At 70.6% G+C, this 13,307-nt stretch carries 5 protein-coding genes and 1 tRNA gene; 1 reads left to right on the top strand and 5 read right to left on the bottom strand.

The features are described 5' to 3' along the window. Positions 1-74 precede the first annotated feature (74 nt). The 3 genes from JNO44_RS30520 to JNO44_RS30510 all read right to left on the bottom strand — a co-directional run bounded on the left by JNO44_RS30520 (position 75) and on the right by JNO44_RS30510 (position 9,415). Positions 75-2,876 carry a DNA translocase FtsK gene (locus JNO44_RS30520; RefSeq protein WP_205366915.1) on the bottom strand — a complete coding sequence of 934 codons (2,802 nt, stop codon included), beginning with the start codon at positions 2,874-2,876 and terminating at the stop codon, positions 75-77. Positions 2,877-2,986: 110 nt separating this feature from the next. After that, on the bottom strand, positions 2,987-3,646 hold the full coding sequence (locus JNO44_RS30515) for a response regulator (protein WP_205366914.1): 660 nt from the start codon (positions 3,644-3,646) through the stop codon (positions 2,987-2,989). A 267-nt stretch (positions 3,647-3,913) separates the two neighbouring features. Continuing rightward, complete coding sequence (locus JNO44_RS30510) at positions 3,914-9,415, bottom strand: HAMP domain-containing protein (protein ID WP_205366913.1); 5,502 nt, start codon at positions 9,413-9,415, stop codon at positions 3,914-3,916. 299 nt (positions 9,416-9,714) lie between these two features. Between JNO44_RS30510 and JNO44_RS30505 the strand changes: the two genes are divergently transcribed. After that, positions 9,715-12,336 (top strand): SpoIIE family protein phosphatase, encoded by a 2,622-nt coding sequence (locus JNO44_RS30505; RefSeq protein WP_205370769.1) that lies wholly within the window; start codon positions 9,715-9,717, stop codon positions 12,334-12,336. A gap of 86 nt (positions 12,337-12,422) precedes the next feature. Here JNO44_RS30505 and JNO44_RS30500 read toward each other — a convergent pair. Beyond that, positions 12,423-12,495, bottom strand: a tRNA-Thr gene (locus tag JNO44_RS30500). 58 nt (positions 12,496-12,553) lie between these two features. Beyond that, on the bottom strand, positions 12,554-13,231 hold the full coding sequence (locus JNO44_RS30495) for a DegT/DnrJ/EryC1/StrS family aminotransferase (protein ID WP_205366912.1): 678 nt from the start codon (positions 13,229-13,231) through the stop codon (positions 12,554-12,556). Between the last annotated feature and the right edge of the window lie 76 nt (positions 13,232-13,307).

Here is a 13,307-nt window from a genome sequence, read left to right as displayed (position 1 = left end):
CCTCCCTCAACTTGACGTACGGCCAGGGAAAACGGTTGCCTCCGCGCACGGACAACGCGGTCCGCACGTACGTGCTACTGGATAGCCTCCCCCCGGATGACCGCCAGCACTCCGTCCAATTCATCGGGCTTGACCAACACGTCGCGCGCCTTGGAGCCCTCGCTCGGCCCGACGATGTTCCGGGACTCCATGAGGTCCATCAGTCGCCCCGCCTTGGCGAATCCCACCCGCAGCTTGCGCTGGAGCATCGACGTCGATCCGAACTGGGTGGACACCACCAGCTCCGCCGCCTGGCACAGCAGGTCGAGGTCGTCGCCGATGTCCTCGTCGATCTCCTTCTTCTGCTTGGTGCCCACCGTGACGTCGTCCCGGAAGACGGGCGTCATCTGGTCCTTGCAGTGCTGGACGACGGCGGCCACCTCCTCCTCGGTGACGAACGCGCCCTGCATCCGGACCGGCTTGTTCGCGCCCATCGGCAGGAACAGCCCGTCGCCCTTGCCGATCAGCTTCTCGGCACCCGGCTGGTCCAGGATGACCCGGCTGTCGGCCAGCGAGGAGGTCGCGAACGCCAATCGGGACGGCACATTGGCCTTGATCAGGCCGGTGACGACGTCGACCGACGGCCGCTGGGTGGCCAGCACCAGGTGGATGCCGGCCGCGCGGGCCAGCTGCGTGATCCGGACGATGGCGTCCTCGACGTCCCGCGGCGCGACCATCATCAGGTCCGCCAGCTCGTCCACGATCACCAGCAGGTACGGGTACGGCGACAGCTCCCGCTCGCTGCCCTCGGGCGTCTTGAGCTTGCCGGACCGGATGGCCTCGTTGAAGTCGTCGATGTGCCGGTAGCCGAACGCCGCGAGGTCGTCGTAGCGCAGGTCCATCTCCCGCACCACCCACTGCAGCGCCTCGGCGGCCCGCTTGGGGTTGGTGATGATCGGCGTGATCAGGTGCGGGATGCCCTCGTAGGCCGTCAGCTCCACCCGCTTGGGGTCCACCAGCACCATGCGGACGTCCTCGGGGGTGGCCCGCATCATGATCGAGGTGATCAGGCAGTTGATGCAGGACGACTTGCCCGAACCGGTCGCACCGGCGACCAGCACGTGCGGCATCTTCGCGATGTTCGCCATCACATAGCCGCCCTCGACGTCCTTGCCGAGCGCGACCAGCATCGGGTGGTCGTCCCCGGCGGCGTCCGCGAGGCGCAGCACGTCGCCGACGTTGACCATCTCGCGGTCGGTGTTCGGGATCTCGATGCCGACCGCGGACTTGCCGGGGATCGGCGAGATGATCCGCACGTCCGGGGAGGCCACGGCGTAGGCGATGTTCTTGGCCAGGGCCGTGATCTTCTCGACCTTCACCGCGGGGCCGAGCTCGACCTCGTAGCGGGTGACCGTCGGACCGCGGGTGAAGCCGGTGACCGCGGCGTCGACCTTGAACTCGGTGAAGACGTTCGTCAGCGCGTCCACTATGGCGTCGTTGGCGGCGCTGCGGGACTTGCCGGGACCGCCGCGGGTGAGCAGGTCGAGCGACGGCAGGGCATAGGTGATGTCGCCGGCGAGCTGGAGCTGCTCGGCGCGCGGCGGCAGGTCGCCGGACGCCTCCGGCGCGGCCTTGGTGAGGTCCGGCACCGACGTCTTGGTGAGATCGGGCACCGAGGGGCGCCGGGCCTCGGGGGCCGGCGTCGCCGCGGGCGGCTCCGCACCGCGGGCCGGCGGCACCGCACCGCTCTGCTCCCCGGTGTCCGCGCCGCGCTCCCGCCGCTCCCCGGAGATGCCGCCGCTGAGCTCGGCGACCAGCGGCGAGGGCTGGACGCCGTGCAGCACCGCGCCGTCCAGCGCGGCGGCGGCCGCGGCGGCCACGTCCACGGCGTCCATCGGCCGGGCTGCGGGCTGCGCCGCGCGCCGCGGCCGACGCCGCTTGGCCAGCGCGGCCTCCTCCAGCACGTCCGGATCGCTGTCCGCCGCCGGGCCGCGCCGCGCCCTGCGGGCCGGCTGCTCGCGCCACTCCGCCGCGTACCCGGTCTCGTCGTCCTCGTACACCGCCCCGGCGGCATCGTCCGGCGCCTCCAGCAGGCCGAGCCGGGTGCCGAGCGCCCGGAGCCGCTGCGGGATGGCGTTCACCGGCGTCGCGGTCACCACCAGCAGTCCGAAGACGGTCAGCAGCACCAGCAGCGCCACCGCCAGGGTCTGCCCGACGGTGAAGATCAGCGGCTTGGACACCGCCCAGCCGACGTAGCCACCGGCGTCCTGTATGGCGGCCAGTCCGTCACCCCGCCCCGGGGATCCGCAGGCCATCGCCACCTGTCCGAGCACGCCGACCACCAGCGCCGAGAGCCCGATGATGATCCGTCCGTTGGCCTCCGGCCGCTCCGGGTGCCGGATGAGCCGGACCGCGATGCCGCCGAGCAGTATCGGGACGACCAGGTCGAGCCGCCCGAACGCGCCGGTGACCAGCAGCTCGACGAGGTTGCCGACCGGACCGGAGAGGTTGGACCAGGTGCCGGCCGCGATGACCAGCGCCAGGCCCAGGAGCAGCAGCGCCAGCCCGTCCTTGCGGTGCGCCGGGTCGAGGTTCTTGGCGCCGCGGCCGAAGCCGCGGAACACCGCCCCGATGGCGTGCGCGGTACCGAGCCAGCAGGCCCGCGCGAGGCGGTAGACGCCGCCGGTCGGCGACGGCGCCGGCTTCGGCGCCGCTTTCTTGGCCGGCGCCCGCTTCGCCGGGGCCTTCTTGGCGGCCGGGGCCTTCTTGGCCGGCGGCCGCTTCGCGGGCGCCTTCTTGGCGGCGGTCTTCTTCGCGGCGCCCCCGGACTGTCCGGCGCGCGGCTTCGAGGGGCCCGCCGTGCGCTGGGTTCCCTTGCCGGACGTACGTGAGGCCATGCCGACGAGATTACAGGCGCCGGCGTGCCTGGCACGAGCGCACGGCGCTTCACCCATTCGTGTCGCGCGGCGGACTCATGAAAGGCCGTCAGACGGCCTCCTACGCCCTGTCAGCCGGCCGGCGCCCCGGCACCGGGCTCCAGGGCGTCCAGCGCCCGTCGCAGGCCGGTCAGCTTGCGCTCCAGGTGCGCGGCGGTGGCCACCGCCGCGGCGTCCGCGGACTCGTCGAGCTGTTTGGAGAGCGCCTCGGCCTGCTCCTCGACCGCGGCCAGCCGCGCGGAGAGCTCGGCGAGCAGCCCGGCGGACTCCTTGGTCTCGCCGACGCTCTGCCGGCCGCCGTCCAGTTGCAGCCTCAGCAGCGCGGCCTGCTCGCGCAGTTGGCAGTTCTTCATGTACAGGTCGACGAAGACCGAGACCTTGGCGCGCAGCACCCACGGGTCGAACGGCTTGGAGATGTAGTCGACCGCGCCGGCCGCGTAGCCACGGAAGGTGTGGTGCGGGCCGTGGTTGATCGCGGTGAGGAAGATGATCGGGATGTCACGGGTGCGCTCCCGCCGCTTGATGTGCGCGGCGGTCTCGAAGCCGTCCATCCCCGGCATCTGCACATCGAGCAGAATCACCGCGAAGTCGTCGGTGAGCAGTGCTTTGAGCGCTTCCTCCCCGGACGATGCCCGCACCAGTGTCTGATCGAGCGCGGAGAGGATCGCCTCCAGCGCCAGCAGATTCTCCGGCCGGTCATCGACCAGGAGGATCTTGGCCTTCTGCACCATGGCCCGTCCTCCTCGCCCCGGCATCGAACCGGACGCCGCCCCAGGGGACGACTCCGTCACGCCGCCCGTCCTTGTGCCGGTCATGGTAGCTGCACCCCGCCTGTCGCCACACCCTGTCACCGCGATGTCACTGTGCACGTAGCAGAAACGCAGCGAGAGACGAGAAGGTTCCCCGAATCCCGCGCTTCCACACGTCCACGGCCACACTCAGTCAGCACGCGATGATCCTCTTCCGGCTCCCATACTGGACGCCCGAGGGACGGCCCGTCACCTCTGGCGCATCCAGTGCTCCATGACCGACAACAGATGATCGGTGTCCACCGGCTTGGTCACGTAGTCCGACGCCCCGGAGTCGATGCTCTTCTCCCGGTCGCCCTTCATCGCCTTCGCGGTGAGCGCGATGATGGGCAGCCCGGCGAACTGCGGCATCCGCCGGATCGCCGCGGTGGTCGCGTAACCGTCCATCTCCGGCATCATGATGTCCATCAGGACCAGCACGATGTCGTCGTGCTGCTCCAGCACCTCGATGCCTTCCCGGCCGTTCTCCGCGTACAGCACCGACAGGCCGTGCTGCTCCAGCACGCTGGTGAGCGCGAAGACGTTGCGGATGTCGTCGTCGACGATCAGCACCTTCTCGCCGTGGAACCCGCCCTCGAAGCCCGGGTCGACCAGGTCCTGACCGTTGCCGAGCCAGGACTCGTCCACCTGGTGGCCGGACTGCTGCCCCATCGACGGGGACGGGTGCGGCGCACCGACCGCGCCGACGGCCGGCTGACCCGGCAGCGCGAACCGCCGCGCACCACCCGAAACCGCCCGCCGGCGGCGCCGGTTGAGGCTTCCGCCGCCCGGCTCGCGCTGCGGCTCCTCGCTCTCCTGGCCGCCGTCCTCGACCTCGCGCGCCTCGGCGTCCAGCGCCAGCCCGCCGGCGACCAGCTGCGGGTAGCCCTGCGGCGGCAGCCCGCCCGGGTTGTGCGGCAGGTACAGGGTGAACGTCGAGCCGCGGTTGGGCTCGCTCTGGGCGTGGATCTCGCCGCCCAGCAGGCGGGCGATCTCCCGGCTGATGGACAGGCCCAGACCGGTGCCGCCGTACTTGCGGCTGGTGGTGCCGTCGGCCTGCTTGAACGCCTCGAAGATGACCCGCATCTTGCTCGACGCGATGCCGATGCCGGTGTCGGTCACCGAGAAGGCGATCATGGCCGCGTCCGGGTCGCGCAGCGAGCCGTGCTCCAGCAACTGCTCGCGGATGGCCACCGGGACGTCCTCGCCGGCCGGCCGGATCACCAGCTCGACGGCGCCGCTGTCGGTGAACTTCACCGCGTTGGAGAGCAGGTTGCGCAGCACCTGCAGGAGCCGCTGCTCGTCGGTGTGCAGCGTCGCCGGCAGCTCCGGCGAGACCCGCACCGAGAAGTCGAGCCCCTTTTCGGCGGTCAACGGCCGGAAGGTGGCCTCGACGTAGTCGACGAGCTGGACCAGCGCGATCCGGGTCGGGCTGACGTCCATCTTGCCGGCCTCGACCTTCGACAGGTCGAGGATGTCGTTGATCAGCTGGAGCAGGTCCGAGCCGGCGCCGTGGATGGTCTCGGAGAACTCCACCTGCTTCGGGGAGAGGTTCCCCTCGGCGTTGTCGGCCAGCAGCTTGGCGAGGATCAGCAGCGAGTTCAGCGGCGTGCGCAGCTCGTGCGACATGTTCGCCAGGAACTCCGACTTGTAGCGCATGGAGACCGCGAGCTGCTCGGCGCGCTCCTCCAGGACCTGCCGCGCCTCCTCGATCTCGGTGTTCTTCACCTCGATGTCGCGGTTCTGCGCCCGCAGCTGCTCGGCCTTCTCCTCCAGTTCGGAGTTGGACAGCTCCAGCGCCTTCTGCCGGCTCTCCAACTCCGCGGAACGCTCGCGCAGTTGCTCGGTCAGCTCCTGCGACTGGCCCAGCAGCACCTCGGTCTTGGTGTTCACCGAGATGGTGTTCACGCTCGTCGCGATCATCTCGGCGATCTGGCTGAGGAAGTCCTTCTGGATCTGGGTGAAGGGCTGGAAGGATGCCAGCTCGATCACGCCGAGCACCTTGTCCTCGAAGAGCACCGGCAGCACGATGATGTTGGCCGGCGGCGCCTCCCCCAGCCCCGAGGCGATCTTGAGGTAGCCGGAGGGCACGTTCTCCACCAGGATCGTGCGGCCCTCCTCGGCCGCCGTCCCGATCAGCGTCTCCCCCGGCCTGAACGTCGTCGGCATCTCGCCCATGGAGTAGCCGTACGAGCCCATCAGCCGCAGCTCGTACCGGCCGTCGCCGTCGGTGCCGATCTCCTGCACGTCGGGCCGCGCGGCGAGGAAGAACGCGCCGTGCTGCGCGGAGACCGCGGGCGAGAGCTCGCTCATGATGAGCGTGGCCACGTCCTTGAGGTCGCGGCGGCCCTGCATCAGACCGGAGATCCGGGCGAGGTTGCCCTTGAGCCAGTCCTGTTCCTCGTTGGCGAGGGTGGTCTCCCGGAGCGTGGAGATCATGGTGTTGATGTTGTCCTGGAGCTCCAGGATCTCGCCGGCCGCGTCCACGTCGATGCGGACGTTGTGGTCGCCGAGGGTCACCGCCGCGGCGACCGCGGCGATGGCCCGCACCTGCCGGGTGAGGTTCCCGGCCATCTCGTTCACCGACTCCGTCAGGTCCTTCCAGGTGCCGGCCACGCCGCGCACCTGCGCCTGACCGCCCAGCTGCCCCTCCGTGCCCACCTCGCGGGCCACCCTGGTGACCTGCTCGGCGAACGACGACAGCTGGTCGACCATCGTGTTGATGGTCGTCTTCAGCGCCAGGATCTCGCCCCGCGCGTCGATGTCGATCTTCTTGGTCAGATCGCCCTTGGCGATGGCGGTGGTGACCATGGCGATGTTGCGGACCTGACCGGTCAGGTTGTTGGCCATGGAGTTCACCGACTCGGTGAGGTCCTTCCACGTGCCGGCGACGCCGGGCACCCGGGCCTGACCGCCCAGGATGCCGTCGGTGCCCACCTCACGGGCGACCCGGGTCACCTCGTCGGCGAACGACGAGAGCGTGGTCACCATGGTGTTGACGGTGTCGGCCAGCTGCGCGACCTCGCCGCGCGCCTCGACCGTCACCTTCTTCGTCAGGTCGCCGTTGGCCACCGCCGCCGAGACCTGCGAGATGTTCCGCACCTGGATGGTCAGGTTGTTGGCCATCAGGTTGACGTTGTCGCTGAGGTCCTTCCAGATGCCGGTGACGCCCGGAACCCGCGCCTGACCGCCGAGTTGGCCTTCCGTACCGACCTCGCGGGCCACCCTCGTGACCTGCTCGGCGAACGAGGACAGCTGGTCGACCATGGTGTTGACGGTGGTGACCAGTTCGAGGATCTCGCCCTTGGCGTCGACGGTGATCTTCTTGGACAGGTCGCCGCGTGCCACCGCCGTGGTCACCTCGGCGATGTTGCGCACCTGCGACGTCAGGTTGTTCGCCATGAAGTTGACGGACTGGGTGAGGTCCTTCCACGTCCCGCTGACGCCCTGGACCTCGGCCTGGCCGCCCAGGATGCCCTCGGTGCCGACCTCGCGGGCGACCCGGGTGACCTCCTCCGCGAACGAGGAGAGCTGGTCCACCATCGTGTTGAGGGTGTTCTTCAGCTCCAGGATCTCGCCGCGGGCGTCCACGTCGATCTTCTGCGACAGGTCACCGCGCGCGACCGCCGTCGCGACCTGCGCGATGTTGCGGACCTGCGCGGTGAGGTTGCCGGCCATGCCGTTCACCGAGTCGGTCAGGTCGCGCCAGACGCCGGCGACGCCCGGCACCTGCGCCTGCCCGCCGAGCCGGCCCTCGGTGCCGACCTCCCGGGCGACCCGGGTCACCTGCTCGGCGAAGGCGGAGAGCTGATCGACCATCGTGTTGATGGTGTTCTTGAGCTCCAGGATCTCGCCGCGTGCATCGACGTCGATCTTCTGCGACAGGTCGCCGCGCGCCACGGCCGTCGTCACCTGGGCGATCTGCCGCACCTGCGAGGTGAGGTTCCCCGCCATGAAGTTGACGGAGTCGGTCAGTTCCTTCCAGGTGCCGCTGACGCCGTCCACCCGCGCCTGACCGCCCAGCCGGCCCTCCGTGCCCACGTCCCGGGCCATGCGGGTGACCTGGTCCGCGAACGACGAGAGCTGGTCCACCATGGTGTTCACGGTGTTCTTCAGCTGGAGCATCTCGCCGGAGACGTCGACGGTGACCTTCTGGGACAGGTCGCCGTTGGCCACCGCGGTCGTCACCTGGGCGATGTTGCGCACCTGCCCGGTGAGGTTGCGGAAGGCCGTGTTGACGGAGTCGGTGAGGTCCTTCCAGGTGCCGGCCGCGCCCGGTACGGCGGCCTGCCCGCCCAGTTCGCCCTCGACGCCGATCTCCCGCGCCACCCGGGTCACTTCGGAGCCGAACGCCGAGAGCTGGTCCACCATCGTGTTGACGGTGTTCTTCAACTCCAGCATCTCGCCGGCCACATCGACGGTGACCTTCTGCGACAGATCGCCGTTGGCCACCGCCGTCGTCACCTGCGCGATGTCCCGGACCTGCCCGGTGAGGTTGCGGAAGGCGTTGTTGACGGAGTCGGTGAGGTCCTTCCACGTGCCGGCGGCGCCCGGCACCTGCGCCTGCCCGCCGAGCTGGCCCTCGGCCCCTACCTCGTTCGCGACCCGCGTCACCTCGTCGGCGAAGGTGCGCAGGGTCTCGGTCATCGTGTTGATGGTGTCGGCCAGCTGCGCCACCTCGCCGCGCGCGCTGACCGTGACCTTCTGCGAGAGGTCGCCGTTGGCGACCGCGGTGGTGACCTGCGCGATCCCGCGCACCTGCGCGGTGAGATTGCCCGCCATGAGGTTGACGGAGTCGGTCAGGTCCTTCCACACCCCGGCCACGCCGGGCACCTGGGCCTGGCCGCCCAGCTCGCCCTCCGTGCCCACCTCGCGGGCGACCCGGGTCACCTCGGAGGCGAACGAGGACAGCTGGTCCACCATCGTGTTGACGGTGTTCTTCAGCTCCAGCATCTCGCCGGCGACATGGACGGTCACCTTCCGCGACAGATCGCCCTTGGCGACGGCCGTGGTGACGAGAGCGATGTCACGCACCTGCGCGGTCAGCCGGGACGCCATGGTGTTGACGGAATCCGTGAGGTCCTTCCACGAACCGGACATTCCGCGCACCCGCGCCTGGCCGCCGAGCTTGCCCTCGGTGCCGACCTCGCTGGCCACCCAGGTGACCTCGTCCGTGAAGGCGGAGAGCTGGTCCACCAGGCCGTTGACGGTCCGGCCGACCTTCAGGAATTCACCCCGCAGGGGATGCTCCGAAGAGCTGTCCGAACTCCGCGACCGCAGGTCCATCCGCTGCTCCAGGTCGCCCTCGGAGACCGCGGAGAGCACCCGCCCCACCTCGGAGACCGGCCGCACCAGGTCGTCGACCAGGGCGTTGGACGCCTCGATGGCCGCGGCCCAGGAGCCCTCGGCCGCACCGACCTCCAGCCGCTCCGTGAGCTTGCCCTCCCGCCCGACGACCCGGCGCACCCGCGCCAGCTCACCGGTCAGATGGAGGTTGCGGTCGGCGACCTCGTTGAAGACCGCCGCGATCTCCGACATGACGCCTTCGCCGGAAACCGTGAGCCGCTTGCGGAAGTTCCCGTCCCGCATGGCGACGAGCGCGGCGAGCAGCCGATTCAATGCCGCCGCATCGACCTCAGTCGTCCCATTCGTCCGGGATCGTCCGCCTTTCGCGCGCGTGCTTGCGCCCCGCGCCGCTGCACCAGACTCCACCGTGTCCCTCCTGCAGGGTCGACTGTTCTCTCCGGGCTCTCTCTTCATGCTTGCCCAGTGTTTCACCATGCCTCAACCAGGCCATAACAGTTCGGCAGCATCGCACACCGTCCCGATGCACGATTGGGGCGAAAGACACGTGACCGGCATCCCCGGGCCCGGCGAAGGTAAGTAACCTGGCATACGGCTTTCCATCCGCCCCGGTATTTCCCTACGGGCGGTGGTGCGAGCACGACAGGTATTCGGAGGGGCACCACGACATGGGGGAGCAGATCACCGACACACGCATGAGGAGACCAGTGATCACCGCGCGGGCCGCCGCCACCTTCGAGCCGGTCGGGCGCTCGGTCGCCACTGCCCGTGCCTTCGTCCGCGACACCCTCCAGGGTTGGGGCTACGCCGACGTCGTCGACGACGCCGTGGTCCTCACCAGCGAACTGGTCACCAATGCCGTGGTGCACGCAGGCACCGCCGCCGACGTGCTGTGCCTGCGCACCGACGGCGGCATCCGGATCTCCGTCGCCGACCGCTACCCCGAGCGCGAGATCCCCCTCCAGAACACCGGCCAGACCGTGGTCCACCCCGACCGCGAGGGCGGCCGCGGCCTGCTGCTGTGCGGCGCGCTGGCCGCCCGCTGGGGCGTGGAGTACACCGCCGCCCAGAAACACGTCTGGTTCCACCTCGACCTCCCCGAGCGCCCGGCCGGCACCCGTTCCGCCGGCCCCGCCCTCCCCGTGGACGCCCTCCCGGTCGCCGAGACCCGGGTCCGGGTCGCGGTCGTCCAGATCGACCCCGGCGGCTGCGTCACGTTCTGGAACGAGGACGCCCAGGACCTCTTCGGCTACGACCCCGAACAGATCATCGGCAAGCCCCTCACCGACTTCGCCGCCTGGCCGCACACCCCCGGCACCGGCACCGGCATCGCCGAGGCGCTCCAACTCTCCCGCTGGGAGGGCTCCTACGGCATAAGGGGCGCCGACGGCCGGGTCGTTCCCGTCTACGCCTCCCATCTGAGGGTCCGCGACACCGACGGCGAGGCGTCCACGGTCTGTCTCCTGGTCCGCGACCACGAGCGCGCGATCCTGCAGAGCCCGCAGCGTCCCCCCTCCGCCGACGGCGCCTCCGCGCCCGAGGGGCGGCCCACCGACCCCTTCGAGGTCTTCATCGGCTCCCCCGCCCCCGACGACCTCGACGGCCTGCTCCAGCGCACCGTCGAACGGGCCCGCGACATGCTCGACGGCGACGCCGCCTACCTCCTGCTGGCCACCGACGACGAGACCGAGCTGGAGGTACGCGCCTCGACGGGCCTGCCCTCCGCCCGCCAGCGGTTCGCCCGCGTCCCCGTCGAGGCCGGCTCCGGACGCTACGGCTCGGCCCGGATGCCCGCCGTCCACGAAGACCTCACCGCCGTCCCCGGCGCCGTCCCGCTGCTCGCCGGCACGGGCATGCGTTCGGTCGTCACCGTCCCGCTCAAGGTCGAGGGCCGGCTCACCGGCTCACTGGGCGTCGCCGCCGAGAGCCCCTCCCGCTACACCAACGAAGAGGCCCTGCGCCTCCAGTTCGCCGCCGACCGCATCGCCCTCGCCGTCGAACGGGCCCGCCTCACCGAACTGGAGAAGCTCCGCCGCGGCTCCCTGTCCTTCCTCGTCGAGGCGTCCGACCTACTGGCCGGCACCCTCGACCGCGACCAGACCCTGGCCCTGATGGCCCAGATGACGGTCCCCACCCTCGCCACCTGGTGCGCCGTCTACACCGTCGCCGACCAGACCTCGGAACCGGAACTCTCCTACGTCCTCCACGAGGACGAGGACCGCATCGACGGCCTCAAGACCCTGCTGATGAAGGTCGACCCGCCCGAACCGGTCCCCACGCCCGGCGCCCGCGTCTGGACCGCACCCGCCGACGCCGCCCACGACGCGGCGCTGCGCACCTCCCTGCGCAGCCTCGGCCTGGAGGAGTCCGCCCGCCCCTCCAAGGGGCCCGGCGCGACCCTCGCCACCGCCTCCGCGGTCGGCGGCGAGACCGTCGTCCTCCCCCTCGTCGCCCGCAACCGCGTCATCGGCATGCTCACCCTCGGCAAGCCCACCGAGGAGCACTTCCGCCAGGAGATCCTCGAACTCGCCGAGGACCTCTCCCGCCGAGCCGCCCTGGCCCTGGACAACGCCCGCCTCTACAGCGAGCGCACCGCCATCAGCCAGTCGCTCCAGCGCAGCCTGCTGCCCCCGGAGCTCCCCGACATCCCCGGCGTCGAGGCCGAGGTCATCTACCGCGCGGCCGGCGAGGGCAACGAGGTCGGCGGCGACTTCTACGACCTCTTCCCGATCCGGGACGGCGCCTACGGCTTCGCCATCGGCGACGTCTGCGGCACGGGGCCGGAGGCCGCCGCCGTCACCGGTCTCGCCCGCCACGCCCTCCGCCTCCTCGCCCGCGAGGGCTTCGGCGGCCCCGCCGTCCTGGAGCGGCTCAACGCCGCCATCCTCGACGAGGGCGCCCGCAGCCGCTTCCTGACGCTCCTTTACGGCGAACTGTGGCCGCAGGACGACGGCAGCGCGCTCCTGAAGGTGGTGTGCGCCGGCCACCCGCTGCCGCTCCGCCTCCGCCAGGACGGTTCGGTCGAGCCGGCCGCCGAGCCCCAGCCCCTCCTGGGCGTCATGGACGACCTCGAACTCTACGAACAGACCGTCACCCTTGCACCGGGCGACGTCCTGCTGTGCGTCACCGACGGCGTCACCGAACGCCGCGAGGGCACCCGCATGCTCGGCGACGACGGCCTCACCGACGTCCTGACGACGTGTACGGGCCTCACCGCCGGCGCCGTCGCCGCCCGCGTCCTGCGCGCCGTCGAACGCTTCGCCGCCGAACCGGCCTCCGACGACATGGCCATTCTCGCCCTGCGCGTCCCCGAAATCCCCGCCGCCTAGCCCCAGTCGGGCCGGGCGGCGGGGCAACCCCCGCCCCACAAACGAAAAAGTCCCCCACCAACCGGTGGGGGACTTTCCCTTATCTGAGCCCCAATACGGAATCGAACCGTAGACCTTCTCCTTACCATGGAGACGCTCTGCCGACTGAGCTATTGGGGCCGGCAACGAGATAAATACTACCCCACTCCCGCACTGTTTCCGAACCGGCCCCGCCGCCCTAGAAAGCCGGTTGCAGCAATCCCCCCAGCGCATTGCAGGCCGCCGCCATTCGCTGCACCTCACGCCGCGTCATTCCGGCATCCACCGGCAGCGCCAACGTCTCGTCGACCGCCCGCTCGGTCTCCGGCAGAAAGACATCCCGCCGCAGCCCCGGCATCCGGTACACCGGCGTCTGCACCGGCACCTTGCAGCCAACTCCCTTGGCCCGCAAGGCCCGTGCGAACGCGTCCCGGTCCGGCCGCCCGTTCCCCGGTACCCGCACCACATACCGCTCATAGCTGTGCCCGGCCGCGGGCGCCGGCGTCCGCACCCCGCTCAGCCGTCCGTCCAGATACCTGGCGTGCTCGCGCCGCAGCTCCGCCTCCTCCGGCCGCACCCCGGGCTCGTCCTCGACCAGCACCAACAGCCCGTGTCGTTGGCCGACTTCACGCATCCACGGCACGTCCGCCGGCCGCCCGAACCGGTGCACCGTCACCACCGCGGCGGTCCGCCGGGTCACCACATCCGCCACCGCCGCCGGATCCAGGCAGTAGCTCTCGGCATCCACATCGGCGAACACCGGCACGGCCCCCAACTCCACGACGGCCCGGGCGACTTCGGCACTGCCGTAGGCCGGCACCACCACCTCGTCACCAGCACGGACACCGGCCGACCTGAGCGTTCCCACTGTCCCCATGCCGCGGAGCATGTCCAGGACAGTTGAACGTCACGTTACGTCCAAGACTGCAAACCCCTAACAAAAAAGCTCCGGT

Source organism: Streptomyces noursei, from assembly GCF_016917755.1.
GTDB classification, from domain to species: Bacteria; Actinomycetota; Actinomycetes; order Streptomycetales; family Streptomycetaceae; genus Streptomyces; species Streptomyces yunnanensis.
This window is presented reverse-complemented; position numbering and strand designations above follow the sequence as displayed.

Bases quoted from the DNA above. Each gene is read 5' to 3' on its own strand.
- JNO44_RS30520 (WP_205366915.1), bottom strand. From the start codon at position 2,876: ATGGCCTCACGTACGTCCGGCAAGGGAACCCAGCGCACGGCGGGCCCC.
- JNO44_RS30515 (WP_205366914.1), bottom strand. From the start codon at position 3,646: ATGGTGCAGAAGGCCAAGATCCTCCTGGTCGATGACCGGCCGGAGAAT.
- JNO44_RS30495 (WP_205366912.1), bottom strand. From the start codon at position 13,231: ATGGGGACAGTGGGAACGCTCAGGTCGGCCGGTGTCCGTGCTGGTGAC.